Consider the following 25,423-nt stretch of genomic DNA (forward strand, 5'->3'; position numbering starts at 1 on the left):
TCCGGCACCCGCGCGGCGGTACCCGGCTGCAGTCAGTCAGCAGGTGGATCTTCGACCCGGCCTTGCCACGGTCAGTCGGATTCGGTTCGGTCAGCGGCCCCCATTGCTGCCCGCATACTGGCGGAGTCGATCGCGCACCGCGACCAGTTCAGCTCGCCACGGGCACTGAGCTCGGTCTAGGACCACGCTGTGGAGCCGGGCCCAGACGCGGTCCCGGTCCCGCCTCGTGCCACATGGTCGTAGGCGTCGGGGCTGTATGGGGTCGGGTTGACGGTGAGACTGCTTCGTCCGTGCTGTGGACGGACCGGATAACTCAGTCGTGGAACTGCCTCGACATCCATTTCAAACAGAGGTTCGATTGGTAGGGGTTCGGAAAGGTATCAGAAGCGGTCGCATACCCGTGTACGCATCCCGCTACTGCGGTTGAGACGGCATCGTTAGGCAGCGCAACGTGACGGACGGCAGGCGTCGAGGCGGCTTGGACGTGAGAGTGGAGGGGGACCGGTGAGTGACCGCAGTTCTATCGAGTGGACCGAGGCGACCTGGAATCCGACGACGGGCTGCGACCGGGTGTCGGCCGGATGCGACAACTGCTACGCGCTCACGCTCGCCAAGCGGCTGAAGGCGATGGGGTCGGCAAAGTATCAGAACAACGGGGATCCCCGTACCTCTGGTCCGGGTTTCGGGCTGACCGTGCATCCGCAGGTGCTGCGGGTGCCGCTGGGCTGGCGCACGCCGCGCACGGTGTTCGTGAACTCCATGAGCGATCTCTTCCACGCCAGGGTCCCCCTGGACTACGTGCAGCGCGTGTTCGAGGTGATGGCGTCGACGCCGCAGCACACCTACCAGGTCCTGACCAAGCGGGCGCGGCGGCTACGACAGGTGGCGGACCGGCTCCAGTGGCCGGGGAATCTGTGGATGGGCGTGTCGGTGGAGAGCGCGAAGGAACTGCCGCGCGTGGACGATCTACGGCTGGTGCCGGCGTCGGTGCGGTTCCTGTCGTGTGAGCCCCTGCTCGGCCCGCTCACGGGTTTGGACCTGGACGGCATCGACTGGGCGATCGTCGGCGGTGAGTCCGGCCCGGGAGCCCGGCCGATGGACTTGGCCTGGGCCGGCGACATCGTCGAGCAGTGCAGGCAGTCCGGGACGGCGCCGTTCGTCAAGCAGCTCGGCTCGTGCTGGAACAAGGCCCATCACAAGGACATCGCACGCTTCCCCGCCGACCTGCGGGTGCGCGAGTATCCGCAAGCTCGGGACCGTGCCCCGGCCTGAACAGCGGGACGTCAGGCGGCAGCAGGGAGGCTCACCTGGCTCTTGCTGGTGAGCTTGCCCGACGACAGGACCACCACGGAGCCGTCCTGACGCATCTGCCGCACCGCCTTCAACGCGTGCGTCGGCATCCAGCGGGAGGTCTCGGTCAGCAGCCACTGCCCGACCGCCTCCACCGTGGCGGGACCGGACGCAAGCCGTTGAGCCACCAGCTCCAGCAGCTCCGGGTCGCACGCCTCGAACGCCTGGAAGAGATCGAGCTGCCCGACAGGCTGGGCGCCGCGGGTACGGGGATCCTGGAAGCTTTCGCCGTCGCGGTCGTCGACCTTCCACATCGCTTCCTTCATCGCCTTCAAACCTGCGTCGCTGCCGGTGCCGAACACCAGATACAGGGGCTGCCCGGTGCGCGGCACCAGCCGGAACTGCAGCTGGTAGGCGAAACCCGCTCGCCGCAGCGCGCTGCGGTAGGTGCCCAGCCAGGCCCGCCATCGTTCATCGGGCCGGGCCTCGTCCGCGGCCGGCGCCCAGTGCTGACGGCCGCCGAAAACCGTGTCGAGGACGTCGGCGTTCAGCTCTTCCCTGCGGCTGAACCAGTTGGGCCCGAAGGTGGTGATGACCTCGCTGGAGCGGTTACGGGCGATCCTGCGCGTCACCTCCAGCGGCACGTTCACGCTGCCCCAGCTGTCGAAGATCCCGAGAATGGGATGGCCCCACGCATGCAGCTCGGTCAGCACCGCAATGCTGTCCCGTCCCGCCTCCCCACGCCGGACCTCCACCCGCACAGGAAGCTGTGACAGGTTGCCGAACCGGCCGGTCAGTTCGGACACAAGGTGTTCGTGGCGGGCCCGGTCCTTCTCGATGAAGACCAGGTGCACCCGCTGGGGAGTGAGGTTCATCCGGTCAACCGCGGTGTGGTTCAGCAGCCGGTCCAGGATGAACACCGGGGAACCGGGCTCTCCGCCCTCGTATCGGCCCGGTCCGGCGAACGCGTCCAGCAGTGTCACCCGGGGCCGGCTGTATCCGGTGCGCTGCGACGTCTGCAGCAGGATCGGCCACCACGCATCGAGATACCGCTGGTAGAGGCGATGCTTGGCTGCCGTAGCAGGCTCCAGCGGCCACAGAACACCCATGCCGGCCCCCTCGGTCAACAGAATGTGCACCGATTGTCCGCTGAGCATCCGTCAGGCACCAGAGTGCCTTTCCGTCCGATCCGAGACCCATGACGGGCCGTGAGTGAGGGTTCGCACGTTTCCGGTGCGGCCGAGGCGTACGCCGCAGCCCTCGCCTCGTTTTCGGCGACCTGTCGCCTCGAGGCACCGGTCGGCCGAGTCGAACCGCTCCAGGCAGACGTGGCATTGCACAGTGCCCGCGGCCGATTGGCCAGAGACGCCCAGTTGGTTGCGCTGTTCCGTGAAGCAAGGCTCTTGGGCGCGTCGCGCGCCTGGGGTTTGCACGTTGGTGTATGCAGACCTGAAGGTCGGCCGCTGCAGGCGCCGAGCGGGAAGCATGGGATCGGGGGTGGCTCGTGGCCAGCGGGGCTTTCGAGGAACTGCAGACCGGCGAGTTCGGGCCGGCCACGTTTGATCTGCTGCGGCGGCTGGTCCACCAGGTGCGCCGGGCTTCCGGCTTTCCGCCCCCGGAAGGACACACCGTCTGGAGCGATGACGCGGCCTACGACGTGATCAGTGCGATGTTGTCCCAGGAAGGAGCGGGACAACGGTTCGTGACCGTCTGCTTCGCCCAGGCCGCCGACGAGGCCTCCCTGGAGCGACTGTTCCTCACGTCGATCAAGAACTTCCTTATCGACGAGGCGAAGAAGACGCCGCGGGGCAAGCTCCGCCGCCGCATCGCCCGCTTGATGAACGAGGACACGGCCTACCGGAAGAGCAGCGGTTCACCACCGCGCTGGGCGCTGGCCGAGCATGCCGAAGGAGCTGTGTGGCAGGGAGATCTCGACGATCTCATCGCACAGGCGGCACAGGTGAGGAGTGTCGGCATCACCCGCTGGAACCATTCCGGCCCCACACCCAAGCAGACGGTCCACGCCCTCAAGACCATCCTCCTGTGCGTGCTCCAGTACGCCCGGGGAGCGGTGCGGGAGGAAGACCTCGCCAAGGTCCTCGAGGCCCGGTTCGACCTCCTGGCACCGGCCCGCTTCACCGCGCTGTACGCCGATGAAGGGACCGTCGCCGAACTCGTCGACCAGCATGCGGCCATCACCGCACCGGACCCCACGGGAGTCGACGGAGTAGCCGAGGACATCTGGCAGCGCCTTTCACCCAACGAACGCCTGTTGCTTCCCTACCTCGACAAGGACGCCCACCACGCGGCGCAGCTGCTGGAGATCCGGCAAGCTCATGCCGCTGCCGTCCTGTCGAACCTCAAGACAGCGCTCCGTACCGGCCTGTCTGCGGACAGCGACGCCCAGGCGGTCATGGCCGCCCTGCTGCGACGCTGCGGCGCGGCTCCTTCGTGAACAGCCCCAGTTACGTCGTCTGGATCCAGTGAGAAGAGAATGCGCTGATGGACCACAGCCGAGGAGACGGGGGAGACGGTATGAGCTCTGTCCACACCACTGCCTACCAACGGCTGGTGGCTGCCGCAGCGGGACTGAAGGTGCCCGACGCCGTCCGCCAGGTGGCCGCCGCACCACCCCAGGACCCGCAGCCGGGCCAGATCTGGCGCGCAGTATGGGAGGACACCATCCAGCTGCTGCTGATCACAGCGGCCGGCGACGATGACACCCTGCGTGCCGTGCCAGCCTCCTTCGAACGGTACGCCGACCCCGACACCCTGCTCCTGCCCGTTCCCGCGACCACCCTGGAACAGTCACTGGCACTGTGGTGGGGCCTGGAAGCCACCCTTCCGTGGTGTGTGCTGGACCGGCAGGTCAGCGAGCTGACCAGCCGCCTTCCCGCCCTCACCGCCCGTACGCTCGCCGCCGCCGTGCAGGGCACGCAGTGGGGAAGCGGCACAGCCTTGTCCGCGTCGACCATCGAGTACCGCGCAGTCCTGGCCGACCAGCTCGCGTTCCTTGCCTCGGCGCAGTGGGCCCCCCAAGGGTCGGGAGGCCTCAACCAGCTGTTTCGTGACCACGGCATCACTGCCCCGCTTCTCGGGGCCGAACTGAAACTGCCGCCGCCCCAGGCGCTCGCCGTCTGGAGGGGGCAACTGGCTCTGACCGCTGACCAGGCCGCCACGCTTGCCGATCTCCTCGAGCAGCCGGCCAGTCAGTTGCTCGAGGCCAACCCCGCCTTGCCGTCCACCGTCGTGCACGAACTGAACCGTCCCCTGCGCCGCAAGCAGGTGAAGGCGCTCGCCGCTCAGCACGACGAGACCGAACGCGATGCCCGGCTGCGCGCCGCGTACGGTATCTACACGCTCGCGGCACGCGACGAGGACCGCACGCAGCCGAACTGGACGGCACGCACGGACCGCTACTTCGAACTGCGTCTGGGCGAATAGGGGGTACACCGCGTGGTCAACTACGTGCTCGCCGGCGCCGCCCGCACCCAGGCCGCTGCGATGATCCAGGAACTCGAAGTGGCCCGGCCCGGCGCGGTCGAGCGCCTGGCACAAGGCGCCCTCGCGGAGCTGAGAACCTGGCCCGAGCTGACCGTCCTGGAGGTCGACGAGGATCTGACGGAACAAGGGTGCAGCGTTGCCGGAGCCTACGACTTCGGCCCGCCACCCCACCTGTCCGTCGCCACGTCCGTCAGCCGTGCACGGCGGGACTTCACCGCCCTGCACGAATTGGGCCACCACCTGCAGAAGAACAGCTTCGCCCTCATGGAGCCCTTTGGCAGGGAACCCGACGGCGGCCTCCTCCTGGAGGATGCAGCCTGCGACGCGTTCGCAGCCGAGATCCTGCTCCCCGCGCCCCTGGTCAACCAGCACCTGGACATCAAGGGACCCACCGCGTCGACGGTCACCCAGCTGTGGCAGGCGAGCAACGCCTCCCGCATGGCGGTCTGCGTTCGAGCCGTCCAGCATCTCCCCGCCCCTGGCCACATCCTCCTCCTCGACACCACAGGTCACCTCGCCTTCGCCGCATCCCACGGCCTTCCGCCCCTGCGACGCGGCAGCTTCCAAGGCGACATAGCGGTCATCGACCGCGCGCTCACCGGCTCCGGTCACGCACGAGGGCTGGCCCAGGTCCGCTACCGCGACGGCATCCTCGGACGGCAACTCCACACCGACACCGCGCCCATGAACGGCTACCTCGTCGCCGTCCTCGTCACCGACTCCGCCCCCTGGCGCACCTTCACCCCGCCCACCCCCGACACCGGCCCCCAGTCACGCGACTACATCTGCGCGAACTGCGACGAGGAGTACCGCTCCTTCGACCCCGCCTGCCCAAGCTGCCGCATCCCCCCGTGCCCCGACTGCGGCCGCTGCGCCTGCCCGCCCCGGGGCACTGAGCGCCTCTGCCCAGGATGCTTCATCCGGCACCCGCCCGCGATGTTCCCCGCCGGCAGCGACCGCTGTCTCGACTGCGACTGACGCCTCGCCACTTCCCATCTGCACCACAGTCACCCCTACCCGCGAGTTACGTCGTCCGTCCCAGGCGAAACACCCCACCCAGGGGTGATCACGGAACCCGGGCGCCGGCCGCGGGCGCCGTCGGAACCTCGCCGGCAGGAACAAAACGATGGCTATTCAGATCACCGCGGTGCGCCTGTCGACCGGCGGCACCACGCACGAACACATCACCCACCTGTGGTGGACCGAGCAGGCGTCCGGCAAGACCGGCGACAACACGCGGGCGCAGCTCGTCGACTGGATCGAGAACCAGGCCGGCAAGGCCTACACCAGCGACCGAGCCGGACACCGCACGGAAGTCGTCGTGGTGACGCCCGCCCGCGGCGAGAAGTACCTGCGGACTCACGCCGACGGCGTGTGGACCAACAACCTCCTCGCCCTTCCCCGGCGCTGACCCGCCACACCAACACGGCTGTCCGGCGCGCCGCCCCTGTGGTGACCCGCCGGACGCCCGCCCCGCCCGGGGCACCTCCGGGCGCACACACGACCCCTTCACCCAGGAGGACCCATGTCTCAGGACAGCCACGGGCCCGCGCCCGTCACGATCATCGTCAACGCCCGCCCGCACACCTGGGAGACGAAGGAGATCACCTTCGAGCAGGTCGTCGACCTGGCCTACCCCGGCCAGCCGCCGAACGACCAGGACACCTACACCGTCCGCTACAGCCGCGGCCACGACGGCCACGGAACGGGCAGCCTCACCGCCGGCCACAGCGTCAGAGTGAAGAAGGGGATGGTCTTCGATGCCTACCGCACTTCTCGCTCGTGACCCGGACCTGGCCCGCCTCCTCGACGACGGCTACGACGTCGTCGTCCACGCAGGCCACATCATCGTCCGCCACATCCCGTACGTCACCGAGAACCGCACCGTCGAACACGGCTTCCTCGCCTACCCCGTGACCATCAGCGGGGACCGGTTGGTCTCCGGAACCGACCACCGCATCTGGTTCAGCGGCTCTGCTCCCTGCGACGAGCACGGCCGCCCCCTGGCCCTCGCCAATCCCGAGCCCCGGGTGATCGCCGAGGGCATGCAGGCGAACTTCATGCTCTCCAGCAAACCCAGCCCCGACGGCTACCCCGACGAGTACTCGAAGATCACCGCATACGCGAGGATCATCGCCGACCAGGCGCAGGCACTCGACTCCTCGGCCACCGCGACTCCCGGCGCGGCATGGCAGGAGATCGAGGACGATAGCCCCTTCGTCTACCGGGACACCGCCACCTCCCGTGCCGGTATCGCGACCGTCAACCGCCGATTTCGACGTCACCGCATCGTGATCGTTGGCCTCGGCGGCAGCGGAAGCTACATTCTCGACCAGGTCGCCAAGACCGAGGTCGACTCGATCCTCCTCATCGACGGCGACACCTTCGACAACCACAACGCCTTCCGGGCCCCCGGCGCCCCCACCCTCGACACCCTGCGCGCCCGCTCGCCCAAGGCCACCTACTTCGCCTCGGTCTACGCGAACATGCACCGCGGCGTGTCCGCCTGCGAGCAGTACCTCGACGAGGACAACCTCGACCTGCTCACCGGGGCCACGTTCGTGTTCCTCGCGTCCGACGACGCCGCCGGCAAGCCGGCGATCATCGACTGGCTCGAAGCACACGACGTACCGTTCATCGACGTCGGCATGGGCATCGAAGAGATCGACGGCCGCCTCAGCGGACTCCTGCGCGTCACCACCAGCCTCCCGGGCCGCCGAGACGCAGCCCGCCGCCGCATTCCCCAGCTGGCGCCCGAACGCGACGCCTATGCACGCAATATCCAGACCGCGGATCTCAACGCGCTCAACGCCGTCTTGGCCGTCATCCGCTGGAAACGCTCCATCGGCATCTACGCCGACGCCACCGGCGAGAGCCACACCACGTACTCACTGATCACTAACGAGATCGCCAACGAGGACCTGCCGTGACCGCACAAGACACCCTGCGCCCGGTCTTCACCGAGACCTTTCCCCCAACGATGGACTCGGGGGTTCTCTACGTCTCGATCCCCTACCGCACCTGCGGTCACCTCTGCTGTTGCGGCTGCGGCCACGAGGTCGTCACACCCCTTTCCCCAGCCCAATGGTCCATCACCTACGATGGCGAGAACGTGTCTCTCACCCCCTCGATCGGCAACTGGACGCTCCCTTGCCGGTCGCACTACTGGATCCATGACGGCCGTGTCCGATGGAGTCGGCGCTACTCGGCGGCAGAAATCGCCCAGAACAGGGATCGTGACCGTCGCCTGCTCGCCCGAGATTCCGAAGAGCACAGGCCAGGGGCGCTGGCCAGGCTGCGTCTCCACCTGCAGTCGTGGCGTTGGTAGGCCCGAGCGGGCCACGCAACGCGCGGACACCGCCCTGTCGAGCACCGATAGGACTTCTCTGTGGAGCCCCGGATACCGCAGAACGTGCGGGGACTGGGCAGGAGGCTGGATGAAGACGGTGTGCGACCGATGCCCATCCGGCATGGTCCGACGCACCGTCATCATCCTCAACGGGGCCGTGCACCGCCGACCGCCTCGACGCGGCTAGTGCTCTGACCGCATAGGTTCGCCGTCCGTTTCGACCGTTGGAGGCGCGGTGGCCGAGCCTGTCCGTGTGCGCAGACTGACCGACCAGGAGGAGCAGAGGTTGCAGCAGATCGTGCGCCGGGGCAGTGCCAACTCGGTGCGCTACCGGCGGGCGATGATGCTGCTGGCCTCGGCCGGTGGGAACCGCGTGCCAGTGATTGCCCAGCTGGTGCAGGCCGACGAGGACACCGTCCGAGATGTGATCCACCGCTTCAACGAGATCGGCCTGGCCTGCCTGGACCCTCGATGGGCGGGAGGCCGTCCCCGCCGACTCAGTCCTGACGACGAGAACTTCGTCGTCTAGGCGGCCACCACCCGCCCCACCAAACTCGGCCAGCCCTTCACCTGCTGGTCACTGCGCAAACTCGTCGCCTACCTGCGGAGAGTCCACGGCCGGGTGATCCGCATCGGCCGCGAGACGTTACGCGGCCTGCTCGCCCGTCGCGGGGTCACCTTCCAGCGCACCAAGACCTGGAAGGAATCCCCCGACCCGGACCGTGAGGCGAAGCTGGACCGGATCGAGGAGCTCCTTGCCCGCTTCCCCGACCGGGTGTTCGCCTTCGACGAGTTCGGACCGCTCGGGATCCGGCCCACCGCGGGCTCGGGCTGGGCCGAACGCAAACATCCCGACCGGGTGCCGGCCACCTACCACCGCACGCACGGGGTGCGCTACTTCCACGGCTGCTACTCGATCGGCGACGACACTCTGTGGGGCGTCAACCACCGTAGAAAAGGATCCGCGAACACGCTGGCCGCTCTGAAGTCGATCCGAGCCGATCGCCCGGACGGTGCACCGATCTACGTCATCCTGGACAACCTGTCCGCCCACAAAGGCACCGGCCTCCGCCATTGGGCGAAGAAGAACAAGGTCGAGTTGTGCTTCACCCCGACCTACGCATCGTGGGCCAACCCCATCGAAGCCCACTTCGGGCCGTTGCGGCAATTCACGATCGCCAACTCGAACTACCCCAACCACACCGTGCAGACCCGGGCGTTGCATGCCTACCTGCGGTGGCGCAACGCCAACACTCGACACCGCGACGTCCTGGCCGCCGAACGTAAGGAACGCGCCCGCATCCGCAGCGAGAAGGGCATCCGCTGGGGCGGACGCCTCCGAGTACGCGCAGCCTGACACCACCCGGCGGCCAGTGAGCTTCTTCGAGCTGGCCTCCGATCAGGTGACGGCCCTCAAAGCGCAACGAGCGAGGCCCCCGGGCTGTTGATCTAGAAGTTCAGTGGGACTGCCCATCGCGGATCAGCCGGTCCGCTGCCTCCAACTTGTGCTTGACATCCGTGAGTTCCCCTCGAAGTCGAGCAGCTTCGGCTTCCGCGCGCGCCCTTCGGTCTTCTTCGTAGCGGGCCCAATCGAAGTTCACCATGGCCCGCCGGTCATTGAGTTCGCTTTCGTCCTCGAAGAGGACTGCCTTATCCGAATCAATTTCAGCGAGTTGGTCACGCAAATCCTCCAATTGTCGGCCCAGCTCGCCGCGCAGCTGTTCGAGTTCCTCGATCTGCCGCTCCAGTTGTTCGTTGTGATTTCGCTCCTTTTCGAGTAGTTCTGCAAGGCGACTCAGCTCAGCCGCGACCCTGGACTGTTCACCAAGGACTTGGCGAAATTCGTTGCGCACATGAGTCGCATGCTCTTCGAGATTAGAGAGGATCTCCCGGAGATCCGATTTCGCGGAGTCCAGCTCCTGGAGGGTCGCGTCACCCGGCGGGGGCACGAAGTCGATTTGTACTGGTGCGGGCTTGTCAGGGGGACTGCCGTGCTGAACCTCGAGTGGCGTGGATTGTTTGGCCCGGTCACGCAGCTGCACCAAGCGTTTCCAGCGGTGGCCCCACTGCTGCAGGCGGCTGTCACCGAGCTCCACCAGGCACCCGTCCTGCTGGATCAGTAGGACGCGAACCAAGGCGAGCAGGAAGTCTCTGCTTGGCCAGCGCTTCCCGCTCATCACCTCGCTGACCCCGGAAGCCGACAGAGGTACGGAGAGTGAGTGCTTCTTTGAGAGCTTTTCGAAGTCGCGGTAGCCGATGCCGTTCACCAATTTGAGATCCTTCAGATCTCTTGCGAAGGCCGCAAGTTCCCTCTGGTACTCGTTCTCCGGCGACTGCTCCGGTCCGCTGCTCCGAGTGATCACATGCCTCCCCTGACGACGCGTGGCAATCATGGTAGGGCGACAGCAGTGGGGATGCGGCTAACATCGGCGAACAACGCCGTACAAACGCGATGTTCGCCGGAACAGCCAGCTTGTTCTGCGGCGTACAGCCCGTGTTCCGTCTCCTGACGCGCATGTTCGCGTTCCTCGCGCATCCGCATGACGAGCTGCTGCACTTGCCGGCATGGATGAGAACAAGAACAACGAGCCCGCCCATGCACGAGGTCGACTGCTCGAACTCGCCGCGCTGTTCGCCCTGGTCGGCCTGTCTCTGGCCGTGTACGCCATGGGCGGCCCCACTGCCCTCTCCGCGGTAGGCGGTACGGGGGTGGGCCTGTTCAGCACATGGCGATACCAGAACCGCCCGCCGGAAGGCTGAGTCGTCTTGCCCATTACCTTCCTTCGTAGAGCCCGGTTCGGGTTCGTGGCCTTCGGGGCCGGTATGACTCGTTGCCCCTGTCCTTGATGATCCGGGGGGTGCTGTCGCCGGTCCTGACGGCACCGGTTGATCGCTGATGGAAGCGTGTCCGCCTTCGGGCAGGGCTGCGTAATGTGGCTGCCGATCTCCGGTGCCCGGGCGGGCCACCGGTGGTGATTCCGGGGAGGGAAAGCCCGGTGACCAGCAACACTTTCGCCTCGATCGATGTGTTCTGTGCCCTGGACGTGGGCAAGTCCAGCCACCACGGCACGGCCCTGCTGCGTGATGGACGCACGACGTTCGACAAGCCGCTGCCCAACGGCGAGCCTCAACTGCGGGAGCTGTTCGCCCGCCTCCAACGCAAGGGGAAGGTCCTGGTCGTGGTCGACCAGCCGGCCTCCATCGGCACCCTGGCCGTGACCGTCGCCCGCACCTGTGGATGCGACGTCGCCTACCTGCCGGGCCTGTCGATGCGCCGGCTCGCCGACGTGCACCCCGGCACCGGCAAGACCGACGCCCGTGATGCCTACGTCATCGCCGATGCCGCCCGCACCATGCCCCACCTGCTGCACTCCATCGACCCCGACGAAAGCGTGCGGGCCGAACTGACCATGGTCCTGGGCTACGACGACGACCTCGCCCAGGACGCCACCCGCACCTCCAACCGGCTGCGCGGACTGCTCACCTCGATCCATCCCGCCCTGGAACGCGTCCTGGGACCACGGCTGCGCCACCCGGCCGTCCTGGCCCTGCTGCAGACCTTCGGCTCCCCGGCCACCCTGACTCAGGCCGCCACCGAGGAGCTCATCCAGGTCATGACCGACGCTGCCCCACGCATGCGCACCCCGCGCGAGCTGGCGGGACAGATCCATGGCGCCCTGGCCGAGCAGACCGTCCAGGTCCCCGGCACAGCCTCGGCAGGAGAGATCATCTCCGGTCTGGCCGAGTCTGTCGCCGTGCTCCTCAAGCGCCGCGAGGTCCTGGAGACCAGGATCGCCGCACTGCTGGAGACCCACCCTCTCGCGAAGGTCCTGACCTCCATGCCCGGGGTCGCAGTCAGGACCGGAGCCCGCATCCTGGCCGAGGTCGGCGACGCCAGCGCGTTCCCCACCGCCGCCCACCTGGCCTCCTACGCGGGACTGACCCCCACCACCCGTCGCTCGGGAACCTCCATCCGGGGCGAGGGGCCACCCCATGGCGGCAACAAGATACTCAAACGGGCCCTGTTCCTGGCCTCGTTCGCGGCGCTGAGCAGCCCCGAATCGCGCGCCTACTACGACAGGAAACGGGCGGAGAACAAGCGCCACAATGCCGCCCTCATCTGCCTCACCCGCCGCCGTGTCGACGTCCTGCACGCCATGCTCAAGCACCGCACCCTCTACCAAGCCGAGCACGAACACGCAGCCTGACCAAGCCCACAGACCTTGACCGAACAGATAGAAGCACCCCCCCCCGGCAGAACGCGCCCTGCGCCAATTCGTTGGACGGATGCACCGCCACGCGGAGCATGACCAGAGCGGCGTTGACCAGCAGGCTCCCCCCCTCAGCCCAGGTTGGACAAGGCACGAGCATTGCCGTGGGCGATCTTGCGGCGGTCGAGTTCACTGAACTTCTTCAGCGTTGCCGCTCCAGGGTGACGATGGCCTTGGCGATTGACGTCATGCGGTTGGGACTGCACCGGGATCTGTGGAAGATCCGCCAGAACTTCAGGCGAGCGACCGCGTTCGACCGGTGCCCGTGCCGCGGCCAGGGCTCGGTTGCGGGTCTTCTCGGTGAGGGTGGTTCCTGCAGGGGTCTGCGTTTGATGCCCGTGGTTACCCAGGGGTCAGCGCCCTGGTAGGCGAGGTCGGCCAGGATGGGGACGCCCTGGCGCTCGCAGATGCGGATGATCCAGTGGGTGCGGGCCGCGGTCAGGTCGTGGGCTCGGCCGGGCAACGCGGGTGAGAGCTACAGCAGCCGTCCGTGCGGATCGGTGACCAGCTGCACGTTCACACCGTGCCGGCGGTCGTTGTGGGAGTAGTCGGCGCGTCCGTCGCCGACCCGGTCGCACTCAGCGAGCGTGCCGTCCAGGAGGACGAAGTCGGGGTTGGTCTTGCGCAGGACCTTGAGCAGACCCGGCGCGCGGTCGGCGAGAAGGTCGATGACCCGGCTGGTGTAGGCATGGGCGGCGGACTCGCTAACCCCGAACCCGGCAGCGATCTTCGCCCAGCGTGGAGTGTTCGTGCAGGTACACCAGTGCCACCAGCGCACGTTAAGACGGGCGGAGCTTGCAGCGCCGGTCGCCCTCACGGGTGACGACCAGCATGGTCACCCACTCCACGAGTGCATGCGGCAGGTCGAGTGCGGCGGGATAGTGACCAACGAGGCCCCCGAGCAGCGTGATTGAGACGTCAGATATCTCGATCAACAGCCCGGGGACCTCGCTCGTTGCGCGCCACGGACCATCACCTGATCGGTGGCCAACTCGAAGAAGCTCAGTGATTCAAACCCCTCGGAACACGCCGTCGTCATCGACGGCGCCAACGAACTCCTCGAAGTCCATGTTCGCGCCCGAGAGATTGTTCTCAATGCTCCACAACTCGGCTGTCACAACGCGGACGCAACGTCCACGTTCACCGCGCCTGTCCACCACGAGGAGCGGCAATCCAGCCGAGGCGACAGCTTTGGAGTCCGCCAGGACAAGAAGTGGATGCTGGTACTCCGCGGGGATCAGGTCGAGGGCCTGGTCGGGCGTCAGGTCTTCGTACTGCCGGTCGTCGACAAGGGCGACGTTGGCCAGGAGGCCGTCCTTTCCGGGCGAGAACAGCGCCGCCCGCAGAGCGTCCCAAGCGCCATCTGCCGAGAAGTCGGTGCGCACGACGAGGGCTTCCAGGGTGCAGGGGAACTGGCGCATGCGCGGACAGTACCTCCAACCCGGTGAACCATCGTGGTCAGAGCACTAGGCAGCTTCGGCCGGATCAAATGTGGACCAGTCGATCCTGCTGATGACCCAGGCCGGCACGGACCACACCCCGTGGTTGCCTGGAAGATCAGTCGCGGAGACCGACAGCTGGTATGCGTCGGGGCCTTGGAACCCGTCCCTGCTGCTACCCCACCAAGAACTCGGGTCATAGGTGCACGCCACCTCGACCTCTCCGGTCAGATCGGAATCCTCTCCGGAGGGGTTGGTGCGCCAGAGAGCCGCCGTCAGTGTCCAATCACCGCCGTCACGTTTTATGTCCACGTCGACCCGGGCCGGCACTCCGTGGATCTTCGCGCTCAGGTCGGAGCTCCCATTCCAGGGGAAGTCGGTGTCAAGGTCGAGACCAGGAACGCTGGTCAGCGCCTCCGCCAGGGAGCTGAGTGCGTCATCGTCATCATCAAACGCCTGCTCGACGAGCAGGGCGGTGGCATCCGCCTCTGCCGCCACCGCGGTGATTGCGCCGTCCGTGAAGCGGAAGCTGAGCTGTGCCCGGACCAGGATGTTGTCGTAGTGAAGGACCGAGACTTCTGGATCGCCGCCGTTGAGCAACGTCTGGACCGTTGCCTCACCCTCCGCCAGGAAGAACGCCGTGGCGTAGGCGACATCGTGCTTGGCGGACCCGAGATCGTCAGGCCGGGTGCGGCCCGGGTTTTCCTCCGGACCGGCGGCGCCATCGGTGTCATCCGGCACTCCGTGCTCGACGCTGACGTCGTAAAGTCCGGCGAGAGCGACGAGCCTGCTCACGCTGGCTCCGTAGGCGCTGAGACTGGCGCCGTCACCGTCCCTCTCGTGGGCGATCGCGGATTCCAGCCCGAGGATGGGGCCGATGTCGAATCCCGCATCCTCGTCCTCGCCATCGAGGTTGCCGACGGGCAGTCGGCTGAGGAGGTAGCGCACGATGGACGACTGGGCGTGCCCGTCATCGACGGTGACATCGAACAGTGTCGGCCGCAGTTTCTCCCTTCTCAGGATCAGCGGCACCGGCTTGTTCCATGCCGTGAAGGCCCGTTTCACGTCACCGTCCGAGGAGACGATCACGATCTGTTCGGAGGAGGCGCGGTCCAGCACATCGCGCAGCCAGGCGCTGTCACTCGCGCCGGTCTTGACGTCGCCCTTGAGCTTGGCCGGCTCGTGCTGGAGAACCTGATCCTTCAACGCCGCGGTAGCGCTGGCTCCCGACAGGTTGATGATCTTTACGTGAGGTATCGCGCTCAAGTTGGCCAGCACGGTATTGATCACAGTGTCGCGGCTGCTGTAGTACGCCGCAGGCGTGTCCACTTGCAAGCCGGCCCGTTTCATCCCCTCGCGTTCTTGCCGTGCGGCGTTTTTGACGGCTTGCCAGTCGCGGGCCACATGCTCAGCCCACTCCCACGAAACCGGCTCGGGCACCCAGGTCTCGATGCCGATTGCGGCGAGACGGCCGGCGAGCCGTTTGAGGTGCTCGAAGTCAGGACGGGCCTTGCCGTAGGCGTTGGCATCGAAGACGACGGCCTTGAGACGTTCCCTTGCCCGCAAAGGGAGTTGAACATCATCCGCAGGACCTGATGAGGAAGCACGCGACATGCATCGCATTCTTCCAGGCCAGACCCCCATCACACACGATGAGCCAGCCCGGCGGATGCAGCAGACGAAGGCGGGCCGCGCCTCAAGCCCGGATCGGCACGGCGGCGATGCTGTGTCACTGACGCGCCCTCGGCACAGGCGGCCGATGGGGGAGTCGGCTCAGGACACCGCCGGCCCCAGGACGAGGGACACCCTCCCGCGAGCGCTCCCCATGCGGTGCAACGAGCAGATGAAAGGACGGGACGCGCGTCCGACTGCAGAATCGGATCACTGCCGAAGCGGCCGCCGCCGGTTGTTGAGGAGTCGATGATGACCTCGATGCCGGTCTCCATGACCTTCGGGGCGACCTGACAGAGTGAGATAGGACAGCGGCTTCATGCCGGTGGCCTTCACCTACGACCTCGGCGCACAACACGTGCTGCACGCCGTGGCGCCGGTCCCGCACCGGATGCCCGACGCCCTGGAGACCTACCACGGGGTGGACCGCCAGCGCGGCCTGTCCCTCGCCCACGCGCTGATCTGTCTGCTGAACCGGCCCGCCAACGAGCCCTGGCCGCCCGGCGCCCCCTATGCCGAACTCCTCCTGATGCTGCAAAGCCTGTCCGGCGACGAGCGCCTGCTGGCCGCGGACATCCTGGGACGCCACCTGCTCGATGCCGCCACCGACCTGCCCGCGAGCACCGTCATCGACATCCTCGACCAGCTGACCAGCTGACCAGCTGACCAGCTGACCAGTCCCCAGTGCACGGGCGCCGGCGGCCTGTCCGCCCCCACGTGGCTGGTCCTCGCCCAATGCGTCCACGAGCTCGCCGGACGTCCCGACATCCCGCACGACCAGCTGAGCCGGATCACACGCCGCTTCGGCCACCGCGCACCCGCCCTCGATACCGGCGGCGACACGCTGACTCGACTCCTGTGTCTGCTCACCCAAGCCCAGACCAGCACCATGTGGCACGCCACCGACCACCCCCGGGTCAGGCCGCACTCACCGAAGCCAGCACCCTGCTAGAGCGCCTTCCCCACCCTAGACCGCCCCAGGTGGCGGCCGGCCGCCAGGCCCGCGACCTCGGCGTCGACGACGGGCTTGCCCAACACGCCGAGCCGTTGCTGAAGACACTCGCCCTCGACGGACTGCAACGCCCGCGCCCCACCGACACCGACTGGCTGCAGCCCCTCGTCCGCGACGCGACCCTCCTGGACGAACTGACCCTTGCCACCCGCCGCTGGCGGCAGCAGTGACGGGCCGTCACAGGTGTACATGGCCGTTGCCGTCCCGGCTCCCGACATCGCGTCCCGCCCAACTCATCAGCGAGGGCGCCAAGCTGAGGGCATGTCAACAACTGACTCGGATCTGCCCAGGCCGCCAGGCGACTCCCGGTGAGCAGCGCTGCGGGAGGGTGTGCGGGCGCTGCCGTTGGCCCGGCCGACGAGGGCCTGGCCCAGCGGCGCCGCCCCCTCGGTGGCGTCAACCGTGCCCCCGGTGGGGTGGAACGGCCGAACAGATCGTCTAACGAGAACGTGCCAGCAGCATGGCCGGGATAACTGGTGGCCGTTTCACACGCCTGCGGCTCCTCGGTGATCTTGGTGATCACGGCATCCCAGCAGGAGCGGCACAAGCAGCTGCCTTCCTGCTGGTGCTCACCGCCGGCTCGATCCGCGGCTTCTCGCACGCGCTTGGCCAGCGCCTCGAACTTCGCCCGCCACTCGGATGCCGACGCCTGCAACTGCGCATTGTGACGACGGGCATCGTTGGCCTCGCTCTCAGCGCGTTGCTTGGCGCGGATCATCGGCCAATTCGGGCCTCCGCCATAGCCGTACGACATCGCAGTCCTCCTTCGTCCGACGTCCTCGGCACCGGTAACGCCCCGCTGGCCTGGTGCGGCACGGTGTTGTACTGCAGACAGGGGGTACCGAGTCCGCCGAGGGACACGGCCGACCGGTAGGACCGGTCGGCCGGGAACGATCCAGCAGGGTGCTGCATGAAGCGTTGTCAGCTGGCAACTCCGGAAGGGTGGCAGCGGCGGGCCTTGCGCCCCGACCCGCAGGGGCAGGGCGCGTTCTTGGCCACATTGCGCCCGGGCCCCTGCGGCGGGGAAGGGGTGGGGCGGCGGACCATGCTCTGGCCGCGGGCGCGCCAGCGTTGCAGCGGCGCGGGAAACTGCCCGTCCCGCTCGAGCACCCAGGGGCCGACGGCGCTGAATGCCTCGTCCCCCGCGCCGCTGGAGAAATCGCGGATCTCCTGCTCGGTGCCCTTCAACAGCAGCCCGGCGACGACCGGGTAACTCTTGTCGCGGTAGGGGCCAAATCCCTGCACCTTGAAGATGTCCTTGGCGAAGGCGGCTCCCGCCGCCAGGGCCGCACCGGCCACCTCGCCTCCTTCATCCAGCCGGTTGAACAGCCGGATGAGCTCGCCTTCCGGATCGGTGACCGGCAGGTCCTTCTCCCGTTCCAGGGCATCGGCGAACCGCCCGCGGATCTCGTCCGGGGTGCGGTAGGAGAACTCGTCTGCCTGGCCCCGGTGTTCGAAGTGCAGGGTGTAGATGCCGGGCTGGAGCTGCGACTCGAAGGCGTGCACCGCACTGGTGGACTCGAAGCCCGCGAACCGCACCATGGGGTCGCGCACCGTTCCCTTGCGCCCTTCGTCCCCGAGGCGGGAGCGGGGGGAGAACAGGTAGGGGCACACCTGTGCCGCATACAGTGCGCACACCTCGTGCACCGGTGCCTCCCCGCTGATGACGGAGGACGGCAACGGCCCGTCCTGGAGGACCATCTGCCAGCGCAGCTCGTCCGCGAAGGCCATGCCGCACACCGCACACCAGTCGAACGCGGCCAAGGCCAGCTTCCGCCGCTCGCTGATGGCCCCGAAGTCCACCTCCTTCGGACTGCGGTCCACCGTCGCAATCACCGGATAGCCGCGGCGGTCGACCTTAAGGTGCGTCATCCTCCGGGGTAACGCGACTGTCCCCTGCGGCGTGTGCCTCACCCTCATCCCCCTTCTCTCTCGGCCCCATCACGTTCGGGCCGTACGAACAACAACTCATCATGCAGGCCAAACCGGCAGACGTCTCAGCAAAGATGATGTGCGGGCCCTTGGACCTCCCTCCCCGGCTCCCGGGCCTGGCCCGTGATGGCCCGGCGCCTACGTGCTCCTGCTCGGCGGACCCTGGGACGGCAGCCGGGCAGCGCCTGCAGCTGCCTGGCGGCGTGTCCCGCCCGTGGGGCTACCGGCTGCAGTAGACGGTGAAGTCGCCGGCGCTGGTGTCCCGGACGAACTTCTCTGCGCCGGCCAGCAGCAGGAGCTGCTCGTTGGTGGCCTTGCCGGCCTGCAGGCCGGGTTGGACGATGATCGTGTGGAGGCGGGGCCGCAGCAGGCGGCCCTGGTCACGGATGGCGAACAGGGCCTTGGAGTTGCCGACTTCGTAGGGCGAGATACCGCCGTTGCGCTGGGCGTACTGGATGGCACGGCCGTGCAGATGGTCCAGCAACGGCAGGGCGTTCCCGCGCCGCCACTTGGCACCGCGCATGGCCTGCCCGCACACCTCGTACAGGTCCTCGACTCGTCTGCCTGGGGTGGGCTTGTGCGAGTACTTGCAGTGCACGAGCGTCACATCCAGGTAGCGGCCGTCGACTCTGAGACCGACGAGGTCGGCTGCCTCGCCTGAGCCGTCGTCGTCGAGAAGGACGTCGAAGGAGCCGGTGGCCTGCAGGTGGGCCGACATGTAGTACTGGATGGAGTCGGTGCGGCGGTGCGGCTTCTGGGACTCCTTGCTGAGGTCCACGTCTCGCCAGTCCAGTGGCATGAGCAGGGACGGGTCGTAGGGGCGGCGGGTGTAGCGCGGGGCGATGAGTTTGCCTTCGTCATCGATGAGGCGGTCGCCCTCCAGGAACAGATCAGGCTTGTGGGCGTTGAGCCATTCCTCAAGTGGCTGCGGCTCGGCCGTGGGGCCGCTGGAGACGATGACGGCGTCCCGCTCACGTGGCCGGTAGACCAGGCCTTTGGTGTCGTAGTCGGCCTGGTAGGCGACCCGCCAGGCGGGGGTGGTCAGGGAGAACAGGAACGGGCCGGTGGGGGAGTAGTCGTCGACCTCGAAGTCCACGTCGGTCAGCGCGTAGCGGACGCTGTCATAGGTGAGGGTGTACCGGTCGCGGGAGCCCAGGAAGACCTGCCAGGGCCACTCCACGCCCAGCAGCGCGTACGGCGGCCGTTTGGTGATGTCCCCGGGGATGATGAATCCGTCGAAGATCTGCTCAGGTTGATGGTGCTGTCCAGCAGCTTGGTGCCCTGCTGGTCGCACCAGTCGGTCCAGGCCTTCAGGCTCGGCGCGGTGGTGGGGGACCAGAAGCGGCCCGAGTGGGCCGCGCTGATCGAGACGCTGTCGCCGTCGTCGAAGCCGGATGTGGCGATGTGGGTCTGGCTCTTGTGCTCCTGGGCGGTGGTGAAGCCCTGCGAGACGTCGCTGCCGACGTGGAGGGAGAACCGCGTGAAGTAGTCGCGGGCGTCCTTGAGACCCACGTTGGTGGGCACCAGTCGGTCCAGGCGGGCCAGCACCCGGAAGGTGCGCTTGCCGTTGATCAGTTCGCAGTCCTCGCCCAGCACCGCCTCGGCCAGGTCTTTGTAGGCGCTCGACTTCTCCGAGCCGTGGATGTACAGCAACCGCCTGGTGGTGTCGAAGTAGAGGACGATCAGCTCGTAGACGACCTGTTCCAACTCCTGGGGTGCGCCCCAGCGTACGGGGGTGCGGCGTTCGATGACGTACCAGGCCACGGGGGAGTCCTCGCCGCCCAGGGCCATGGCGTCGTCCAGGACGCGCTCGTTGTCCTTGCACAGCGCGAGGGCGGCCTCGGGCTTCCACTCCGCGGTGGCCGCGCGGTAGGCGACCGCGCTCATCTTCGGCTCCAGCACGCTGACCGCCACGTCCTCGGGCGCACCGGTGAACGTGGTGTCGAAGGCGCTGGTCTCCTCCGCGGCCAGGGTGGCGCGGTCGGTCAGGTCGCGCAGCAGATGATTCCAGTCGGCGTCCTCGCGCAGCAGGCGGCGCAGCGGTGAGGCGCCGGCGCCCGGTTCCTGCGCGACGAACACGGTGGCCTCACCCAGTCCGTCGGCGGCCCGGGTGAAACGGCCGATGAACTGGATCATGGGGCTCAGGCTCTTGCGGGCCGCGTGCATGGCCGCGATCTTCAGGGCGGGTTCGTCGAATCCCTCGCCGAGCATGTCGACGCAGATGATGATGCGGCACTCGCGCTTCCGCAGCGCCTGTACGGCCGCCTTGCGGCGGGTGACGCCCACGTTCTGGTGGACCACGGTGGGATGGAACTCGGGCGCCAGCCCCTGATAGAGCACACCGAGTTCTTCCGCCTTCGGAATGCTCTCGGCCCGCGCCATCAGCAGGTGGTCGTGCCCGGCTTCCCGGTCGGCGCGCAACTGATCCACGGCCAGCTCGGCCAGCTCCCGGTCGACGTCCTGGACACCGAACACGGCCCGGTAGTTGATCCGCCGGAAGTACTCCAGCCGCTGGGCCTCCCGCAGCGGGAAACGGAACACGGTACGGCCGGGCAGCCGACGGCCGTCCTCCCTGAACGGGGTGGCGGTGAACAGCAGCACGGGCCGGTCGGAGAAGTCATCGATCACCCGCGCCCACGTGTCCGCGGGGGAGTGATGTGCCTCGTCCACCGATCAGATGGGAGAACGACGACAGCAGCACCATCCGCACACTCCCCACGGCCCTGCTGAGGATCTGCGGGGTGGCGACGACGACGTTGCACGCCTGAACGAACCGAGCTGCTTCTTCCGGGTCCTTGAACCCGTGCTCGAGCCGGCCCACCCGCGGTCGCAAGGCGGCGGGCGTGACGATCTGCTCCTGCTGCAGGATGCCCAGTGTCTCGAACTTCCCCGCGATCTGGTCCCGCAAAGCGGCGCTGGGCACCAGCACCAGCAGTCGTTCCATTCGCGCGGCCACCAGCAGGGCCAGCATGGTCTCGGTCTTGCCGGTGCCGGTGGGCATGACCACGATGCCCGGATCGCCAAGGCCCGAGGCCCAGTGCCCCAGTACCGCGTGCAGGGCGCCGATCTGCGGGCGGCGCAGGCTGCGGGGCTCGCCGTGTGGGCGAAAGCCGATGGCTTCCCTGTACGACTCCACCACTGCCTGCGGCGAATACGCCGTGCGGCCGCCCTGCCAGCGCACGTTCCCGGAGCGGCTGGGCAGCACTGCGGTCAGCGCGTCGGCCGTTTCCGCAGCGGTGCGTACCGCGGGCCAGCTGCCATAAACGTTGGAAACCCGCAGGAGCGGTCTTCGTCCGTGACATCCAACGTGCTGTCGGGGACCAGGAGCTGGCGGACCTTGTTGTGCTCGAATCTCTCTTCAGCCCACACGGGCTGGGTGCTCACGTTCATGCAAGGTGTGCTCTCTGTTACGGATCTGTCGAACGGCCGCGTGGGCCGGGCAGAAGAGGAAAGGGCGTTCGAGAGTGCCGGGCATCGGCTCGCCATCGGCAATGCCCGCGGCTCAGCGGCGGTGTGGGCGTCCGGGGGAACGCGCAGGGACGCTGAGGAAGTTTTCGAACCAGTTGTCCGGATGCAAGGCTGCCGGGATGCCGGAGGGCCCTGGGCCCTCCGCTCCAGGAGCGTCGTCGTCGTACGTGCCGTCGTACAGCCACAGCACGTCGTGGTCCTGGAAGAAGACTTCCGAGCAGGCGTCGAAGTCGTAGTCGTCACGGTGCTGGGGCAGCGCCGCATGTGCGCTGTCGTCGGCTACCAGATGGGTGGGGGCCTCGTCGAGGGCGAAATGCAGCACCATCTCCTCGGCCGCGCAGGAGGGCCGGGGCCACTTGCCGCGCCGGAGGTCGCCTGCCAGGTCGTCGCAGGCCCGGGCCAGATCGCGCCGCCACTGCATGCTCTGACGCCATGTCACCTGCGGCAGCCGGGCGAAGAAACCCCACACACCGTCATCGTCCTTGGTGACGGGCCGCTCGCCCAGCTCGGCAGCCTCGTCGTACGCCGCCTCAGCAAGCTCGTCCAGCGCGCTGAACAGCAGGTCGGCTGTGCGGGGGGTGAACGTCCAGCGGCACTTCTGGCAGTCCTCCTCCTCGCAGCCGCACGCCTCGGGCAGCGCGAAGAGGGAAGCGAAGTCCGGCAGCAGCTCCTCGGAAACCGGCGGGGTCGTGCCGGGGCGCGGTGCAGTGGCATAGGGGTTGGCGGCCTGCCGCAGCCGCCAGCCGGTACCGAAGTTGATGCGGACGGGTTCAGCCGACCAGTCGGCGACCTCGTCTCCCCGCCCGGGCAGCAGCAGCTGGCCTTCCTGCGCATCGGTCAGCCAGTCCATACCCGGCAGCTCTCCTGTGGTCTCCGCGGCGAACATGACCGCACCCACCACGTCATACGGATCGTCCTCGCCCAGCTCCTCCTCCGGCACCGGCACCCAGCCGCAGGCCGCCGCGGCAGCGAGCACCTTGGCCTGGTCGTACACATGGAACTCACGCAGCTGCACCACCCGGACTACCGGGCCCGGAAGATCGGCCAGCCGGGCGTCCTTGGGTGAGCGGGCCGCCGAGACGGGAAGGTCGGGCTCGTCCTGCGCCGGCTCCTCGAGCGGGTCGTCTGCAGGCCATGAGAACGATGCGGGGGCGGTGCTCGGCCACACGCCGGCCCGAGCACGCTCCAGGGCCTGACGAAAGGACGCTGCCGGGGCATGAGGCAGTTGCGTGGCGATCTTGTGGGCCGTGGTCTCCTGCTGCTCGGTGAGGGCCCCGTTCAGGGCGGCGGACGACAACAACCGGGCCGCCTGCTGGGCCGCATGGGCGTCCCGGCATGTGAATACGGCCTGCACGCAGGCCGGTCCGTCCGGATGAGCCAGCAGGACAAGGACACGGCTCTTGCTGCTTGCGTGCTCGCAGAGGAACTCGCGGGGTACGGCCGACACCGGTGGGGCTGTCACAGGAGCGCTCCAACGACCGCGGCCGGACACGGGCCGACCGCATGCGGGAAGGGAAAGCTGCTGGTAGGTGCGGTGCAGCCGCATCTCCGGACAGCGCAAGAATCGAAAGTGACTGGTGTCGTCGATACGATCGACAACCCGGGTCCGTGGAAGACGATAGCCGGTAAGCCCGTCTGCGTGAGGCGTTTCAGCATCATCGCCCCCAGCAGACCAGGACGGCGCCCGCATCGTGCCTGCGTCACGCCCGCCCCCAACGAGCACAGGTCTTTCATCCTGAAACGCATCCGCGGTGGCTGTCAGACCAGCCCGCTACTCTCCCCAGACATGACTGCATCCCCCCGTCCGGTGCCCGAACTGCCCGGCGACCCGAGCCGGTTGCGACTGGTCTACACCCACAACCACTCCGCCGAGCCCTACGACTTCGAGGACACCCTGGAGCGGTGGCACGTCTCGGTACGCCTCTTCCACGCAGAGGAGGAGGAATGCCCCCACGGGTGCAGCGAGGCCTGCGAACGGGCCACCGAGGAAGGCACGGAGATCGGCTACCTGCACCTGTGCCGGCTGCGTGACTACACCGCAGACAACCGATGGGAGGCCGCCGACGCGGAATCGGGTGACCTGGAATCCATCGTCTCCACCGTCCTCGACCCCCGGACCGGGCACTACACCGACGCCTTCGACGAGGCCATCGAATGCCCCGTCGGCGACCTGCTGATCCTCGACCGGGTCTTCCTGGACAAGCCATGGCGCGGCTTCGGACTGGGCCCCATCCTTGCGGCCGAGACGATCCGGCGCCTGTCCGGCGGCTGTTGCGCGGTGGCCGCCGAACCCGGCATGGCCGAGTGGCCCGACAATCGGGAGGAGGTGTCCGAGTCCTACCGGCAACAAGCCCGCCGCAAGATCGCTGCGTTGTGGGAGAGCATCGGATTCACCCCCTTCCGAAACGGTGTCTACCTGCTGGATCCCGCCCTGCGACAGCCGGGCGAGCTACTGACCCAGAAGCGGAATGAACTGCTCCAGCTCGCGCAGGCCTACCGTTCACAAGCCACCGCCCTCACGACCCTTCCCGAGCCCGAACCCGAGCCGACACCCGCGGCAGCGCGCGGAGGTCGTGCGGTGAACCGGCAACTGCCGGCGCGGGAAGACCGGTTGGAGACCATCGGGAGTGTGCGTGCCCAGGACACCCTGCTCTATCTGCAGGGCCGCTGCCAGCAGGCCGGGTGGGACAGTCGTGACAAGCGAACAGCGCTGGCCCTGGCCGCCGAAGTGACCAGCGAAACGGATCTGCGAGAGCTGGGCGCGCAGATCCAGGACGTCCACTTCGGACTGCACAAGGCGTTTGCCGACGCGATCACGTTCTCCGCCGACTCCTTCGACGTCGGCCCCTTCCGCGCAGATCCCAGCCGACTGGGGCCGCTGGCCGGAGTATGGGTGTACGGATCGAACCTGCACGGCCGGTATACGGGCCGCTCCCACGGCGTCGGTGATGCCTGCCAGCACGCGCGGTCGTTGGGCGCGCGCCTGGAGCGGATCTCCCTCGCGCAACTGCTGTCCCTGGAAGAGTTCTGGCAATGGAACGGCCCCATGTGCTCGTTCTGCAGCGGCTGGTCGGGACAGCGCCTGACCGAGGAGCAGTACACCCACTACCTCAGCGTCAGGGCCAACAACAGTCCGCGAACGGCCGCCCCCTGAGGACCAGATTTGGCATGACCGCAGAAGTACGGCGGCAGACGAAACAGTAGTGTCCTTGAGGAGTGCGGGGCTGGCCAGCCGCCCGGCCGTCGGAAACCGACCGGCCGCTCTGCACCCCCGAGACGGCCGGCGGGAAGCGGTCGGGCAGACGCTCAGCGGGGCTTGCCGCTGTCCTGTTCCGGAGCGCCGCCGCCTTCCCCTGGGCCAGCACACAGAGGAAGATCTTTCTCCTGGCGCGATGGGAGGGGCAGGGAAGCGTGGGGGTGGACCCGTTGAACCCGTTGAGTTCTGGGCGAGTGTGCCACCACGCGGGGGCGGCTCCGGGTTCACCAA

At 67.8% G+C, this 25,423-nt stretch carries 24 protein-coding genes and 2 pseudogenes; 14 read left to right on the forward strand and 12 right to left on the reverse strand.

What is annotated here, in order from left to right; translation table 11 throughout:
• Positions 1 to 16 precede the first annotated feature (16 nt).
• Positions 17 to 210: pseudogene (locus ACFWMZ_RS08705) on the reverse strand (IS5/IS1182 family transposase); the annotation flags it as partial.
• A 294-nt stretch (positions 211 to 504) separates the two neighbouring features.
• Between ACFWMZ_RS08705 and ACFWMZ_RS08710 the strand changes: the two are divergent.
• A complete protein-coding gene (locus tag ACFWMZ_RS08710; RefSeq protein WP_383200343.1) occupies positions 505 to 1,272 on the forward strand; it encodes a DUF5131 family protein in 768 nt (255 codons plus the stop codon).
• Positions 1,273 to 1,283: 11 nt separating this feature from the next.
• Here ACFWMZ_RS08710 and ACFWMZ_RS08715 read toward each other — a convergent pair whose 3' ends face one another.
• A complete protein-coding gene (locus ACFWMZ_RS08715) occupies positions 1,284 to 2,447 on the reverse strand; it encodes a three-Cys-motif partner protein TcmP (protein WP_383200346.1) in 1,164 nt (387 codons plus the stop codon).
• A gap of 347 nt (positions 2,448 to 2,794) precedes the next feature.
• Here ACFWMZ_RS08715 and ACFWMZ_RS08720 point away from each other — a divergent pair, with 347 nt between their 5' ends.
• The 8 genes and pseudogenes from ACFWMZ_RS08720 to ACFWMZ_RS08755 all read left to right on the forward strand — a co-directional run bounded on the left by ACFWMZ_RS08720 (position 2,795) and on the right by ACFWMZ_RS08755 (position 9,500).
• On the forward strand, positions 2,795 to 3,745 hold the full coding sequence (locus ACFWMZ_RS08720) for a hypothetical protein (RefSeq protein ID WP_383200349.1): 951 nt from the start codon (positions 2,795 to 2,797) through the stop codon (positions 3,743 to 3,745).
• Between the two features lie 80 nt (positions 3,746 to 3,825).
• Positions 3,826 to 4,734, forward strand: a complete 909-nt coding sequence (locus ACFWMZ_RS08725; protein WP_383200352.1) for a hypothetical protein — start codon at positions 3,826 to 3,828, stop codon at positions 4,732 to 4,734.
• Between the two features lie 12 nt (positions 4,735 to 4,746).
• Positions 4,747 to 5,772, forward strand: coding sequence for an ImmA/IrrE family metallo-endopeptidase (locus tag ACFWMZ_RS08730; protein WP_383200355.1), 1,026 nt, complete (start codon positions 4,747 to 4,749; stop codon positions 5,770 to 5,772).
• A gap of 148 nt (positions 5,773 to 5,920) precedes the next feature.
• Positions 5,921 to 6,205: a DUF3892 domain-containing protein gene (locus ACFWMZ_RS08735; RefSeq protein ID WP_383200357.1), complete on the forward strand. Its 285-nt coding sequence runs from the start codon at positions 5,921 to 5,923 to the stop codon at positions 6,203 to 6,205.
• A 114-nt stretch (positions 6,206 to 6,319) separates the two neighbouring features.
• A complete protein-coding gene (locus tag ACFWMZ_RS08740; protein ID WP_383200360.1) occupies positions 6,320 to 6,580 on the forward strand; it encodes a multiubiquitin domain-containing protein in 261 nt (86 codons plus the stop codon).
• Positions 6,555 to 7,724: a ThiF family adenylyltransferase gene (locus ACFWMZ_RS08745; RefSeq protein ID WP_383200363.1), complete on the forward strand. Its 1,170-nt coding sequence runs from the start codon at positions 6,555 to 6,557 to the stop codon at positions 7,722 to 7,724. The genes ACFWMZ_RS08740 and ACFWMZ_RS08745 overlap by 26 nt, the downstream gene beginning before the upstream one ends.
• Before the next feature lie 50 nt (positions 7,725 to 7,774).
• Positions 7,775 to 8,122: a DUF6527 family protein gene (locus tag ACFWMZ_RS08750; RefSeq protein WP_383200441.1), complete on the forward strand. Its 348-nt coding sequence runs from the start codon at positions 7,775 to 7,777 to the stop codon at positions 8,120 to 8,122.
• A gap of 256 nt (positions 8,123 to 8,378) precedes the next feature.
• A pseudogene (locus ACFWMZ_RS08755) lies at positions 8,379 to 9,500 on the forward strand (IS630 family transposase).
• 100 nt (positions 9,501 to 9,600) lie between these two features.
• On the opposite strand, the gene ACFWMZ_RS08760 reads toward ACFWMZ_RS08755, so the two are convergent.
• A complete protein-coding gene (locus tag ACFWMZ_RS08760) occupies positions 9,601 to 10,410 on the reverse strand; it encodes a hypothetical protein (RefSeq protein ID WP_383200366.1) in 810 nt (269 codons plus the stop codon).
• A 298-nt stretch (positions 10,411 to 10,708) separates the two neighbouring features.
• Between ACFWMZ_RS08760 and ACFWMZ_RS08765 the strand changes: the two genes are divergently transcribed.
• Both ACFWMZ_RS08765 and ACFWMZ_RS08770 read left to right on the forward strand, forming a co-directional pair.
• The gene (locus tag ACFWMZ_RS08765) at positions 10,709 to 10,903 is read left to right on the forward strand and encodes a hypothetical protein (protein ID WP_125537055.1); all 195 of its coding nucleotides are present in this window, start codon (positions 10,709 to 10,711) and stop codon (positions 10,901 to 10,903) included.
• Positions 10,904 to 11,139: 236 nt separating this feature from the next.
• Positions 11,140 to 12,351 carry an IS110 family transposase gene (locus ACFWMZ_RS08770; protein ID WP_383200369.1) on the forward strand — a complete coding sequence of 404 codons (1,212 nt, stop codon included), beginning with the start codon at positions 11,140 to 11,142 and terminating at the stop codon, positions 12,349 to 12,351.
• Between the two features lie 205 nt (positions 12,352 to 12,556).
• Here ACFWMZ_RS08770 and ACFWMZ_RS08775 read toward each other — a convergent pair whose 3' ends face one another.
• The 4 genes from ACFWMZ_RS08775 to ACFWMZ_RS08790 all read right to left on the reverse strand — a co-directional run bounded on the left by ACFWMZ_RS08775 (position 12,557) and on the right by ACFWMZ_RS08790 (position 15,467).
• Positions 12,557 to 12,877 (reverse strand): hypothetical protein, encoded by a 321-nt coding sequence (locus tag ACFWMZ_RS08775; RefSeq protein WP_383200372.1) that lies wholly within the window; start codon positions 12,875 to 12,877, stop codon positions 12,557 to 12,559.
• A gap of 12 nt (positions 12,878 to 12,889) precedes the next feature.
• Positions 12,890 to 13,192 carry a transposase family protein gene (locus ACFWMZ_RS08780; RefSeq protein WP_383200375.1) on the reverse strand — a complete coding sequence of 101 codons (303 nt, stop codon included), beginning with the start codon at positions 13,190 to 13,192 and terminating at the stop codon, positions 12,890 to 12,892.
• 232 nt (positions 13,193 to 13,424) lie between these two features.
• Positions 13,425 to 13,835 (reverse strand): DUF6924 domain-containing protein, encoded by a 411-nt coding sequence (locus ACFWMZ_RS08785; protein WP_383200378.1) that lies wholly within the window; start codon positions 13,833 to 13,835, stop codon positions 13,425 to 13,427.
• 45 nt (positions 13,836 to 13,880) lie between these two features.
• On the reverse strand, positions 13,881 to 15,467 hold the full coding sequence (locus tag ACFWMZ_RS08790) for a hypothetical protein (RefSeq protein ID WP_383200381.1): 1,587 nt from the start codon (positions 15,465 to 15,467) through the stop codon (positions 13,881 to 13,883).
• Positions 15,468 to 15,843: 376 nt separating this feature from the next.
• On the opposite strand from ACFWMZ_RS08790, the gene ACFWMZ_RS08795 reads away from it, so the two are divergent.
• Together ACFWMZ_RS08795 and ACFWMZ_RS08800 are read left to right on the forward strand one after the other, a co-directional pair.
• On the forward strand, positions 15,844 to 16,182 hold the full coding sequence (locus tag ACFWMZ_RS08795; protein ID WP_383200384.1) for a hypothetical protein: 339 nt from the start codon (positions 15,844 to 15,846) through the stop codon (positions 16,180 to 16,182).
• A 323-nt stretch (positions 16,183 to 16,505) separates the two neighbouring features.
• Entirely contained in the window at positions 16,506 to 16,706 is a 201-nt protein-coding gene (locus ACFWMZ_RS08800; protein ID WP_383200387.1) for a hypothetical protein, read from the forward strand.
• Positions 16,707 to 17,457: 751 nt separating this feature from the next.
• On the opposite strand, the gene ACFWMZ_RS08805 is transcribed toward ACFWMZ_RS08800, so the two are convergent.
• From ACFWMZ_RS08805 to ACFWMZ_RS08825, 5 genes are all read right to left on the reverse strand, one after another.
• Positions 17,458 to 18,408 (reverse strand): SEC-C metal-binding domain-containing protein, encoded by a 951-nt coding sequence (locus ACFWMZ_RS08805; RefSeq protein WP_383200390.1) that lies wholly within the window; start codon positions 18,406 to 18,408, stop codon positions 17,458 to 17,460.
• Positions 18,409 to 18,688: 280 nt separating this feature from the next.
• Positions 18,689 to 19,648 (reverse strand): hypothetical protein, encoded by a 960-nt coding sequence (locus ACFWMZ_RS08810; protein ID WP_383200393.1) that lies wholly within the window; start codon positions 19,646 to 19,648, stop codon positions 18,689 to 18,691.
• On the reverse strand, positions 19,570 to 21,138 hold the full coding sequence (locus ACFWMZ_RS08815) for a DEAD/DEAH box helicase (protein WP_383200396.1): 1,569 nt from the start codon (positions 21,136 to 21,138) through the stop codon (positions 19,570 to 19,572). Before ACFWMZ_RS08815 ends, ACFWMZ_RS08810 begins: the two co-directional genes overlap by 79 nt.
• Positions 21,086 to 21,673 (reverse strand): DEAD/DEAH box helicase family protein, encoded by a 588-nt coding sequence (locus tag ACFWMZ_RS08820; protein ID WP_383200399.1) that lies wholly within the window; start codon positions 21,671 to 21,673, stop codon positions 21,086 to 21,088. Before ACFWMZ_RS08820 ends, ACFWMZ_RS08815 begins: the two co-directional genes overlap by 53 nt.
• 297 nt (positions 21,674 to 21,970) lie before the next feature.
• Positions 21,971 to 23,383 carry a hypothetical protein gene (locus tag ACFWMZ_RS08825; protein WP_383200401.1) on the reverse strand — a complete coding sequence of 471 codons (1,413 nt, stop codon included), beginning with the start codon at positions 23,381 to 23,383 and terminating at the stop codon, positions 21,971 to 21,973.
• A gap of 339 nt (positions 23,384 to 23,722) precedes the next feature.
• Between ACFWMZ_RS08825 and ACFWMZ_RS08830 the strand changes: the two genes are divergently transcribed.
• Positions 23,723 to 25,090, forward strand: a complete 1,368-nt coding sequence (locus ACFWMZ_RS08830) for a hypothetical protein (RefSeq protein WP_383200404.1) — start codon at positions 23,723 to 23,725, stop codon at positions 25,088 to 25,090.
• The last annotated feature ends 333 nt before the right edge of the window (positions 25,091 to 25,423 follow it).

This window comes from Streptomyces sp. NPDC058373 (genome assembly GCF_042723275.1).
GTDB lineage: Bacteria > Actinomycetota > Actinomycetes > Streptomycetales > Streptomycetaceae > Streptomyces.

Excerpts from the sequence above, each read along its gene's own strand:
- ACFWMZ_RS08805 (WP_383200390.1), bottom strand. The coding sequence starts at position 18,408 with ATGACGCACCTTAAGGTCGACCGCCGCGGCTATCCGGTGATTGCGACG.
- ACFWMZ_RS08790 (WP_383200381.1), bottom strand. The coding sequence starts at position 15,467 with ATGTCGCGTGCTTCCTCATCAGGTCCTGCGGATGATGTTCAACTCCCT.
- ACFWMZ_RS08830 (WP_383200404.1), top strand. The coding sequence starts at position 23,723 with ATGACTGCATCCCCCCGTCCGGTGCCCGAACTGCCCGGCGACCCGAGC.
- ACFWMZ_RS08785 (WP_383200378.1), bottom strand. The coding sequence starts at position 13,835 with ATGCGCCAGTTCCCCTGCACCCTGGAAGCCCTCGTCGTGCGCACCGAC.
- ACFWMZ_RS08735 (WP_383200357.1), top strand. The coding sequence starts at position 5,921 with ATGGCTATTCAGATCACCGCGGTGCGCCTGTCGACCGGCGGCACCACG.
- ACFWMZ_RS08725 (WP_383200352.1), top strand. The coding sequence starts at position 3,826 with ATGAGCTCTGTCCACACCACTGCCTACCAACGGCTGGTGGCTGCCGCA.
- ACFWMZ_RS08745 (WP_383200363.1), top strand. The coding sequence starts at position 6,555 with ATGCCTACCGCACTTCTCGCTCGTGACCCGGACCTGGCCCGCCTCCTC.
- ACFWMZ_RS08715 (WP_383200346.1), bottom strand. The coding sequence starts at position 2,447 with ATGCTCAGCGGACAATCGGTGCACATTCTGTTGACCGAGGGGGCCGGC.
- ACFWMZ_RS08750 (WP_383200441.1), top strand. The coding sequence starts at position 7,775 with ATGGACTCGGGGGTTCTCTACGTCTCGATCCCCTACCGCACCTGCGGT.
- ACFWMZ_RS08765 (WP_125537055.1), top strand. The coding sequence starts at position 10,709 with ATGGATGAGAACAAGAACAACGAGCCCGCCCATGCACGAGGTCGACTG.
- ACFWMZ_RS08795 (WP_383200384.1), top strand. The coding sequence starts at position 15,844 with ATGCCGGTGGCCTTCACCTACGACCTCGGCGCACAACACGTGCTGCAC.
- ACFWMZ_RS08740 (WP_383200360.1), top strand. The coding sequence starts at position 6,320 with ATGTCTCAGGACAGCCACGGGCCCGCGCCCGTCACGATCATCGTCAAC.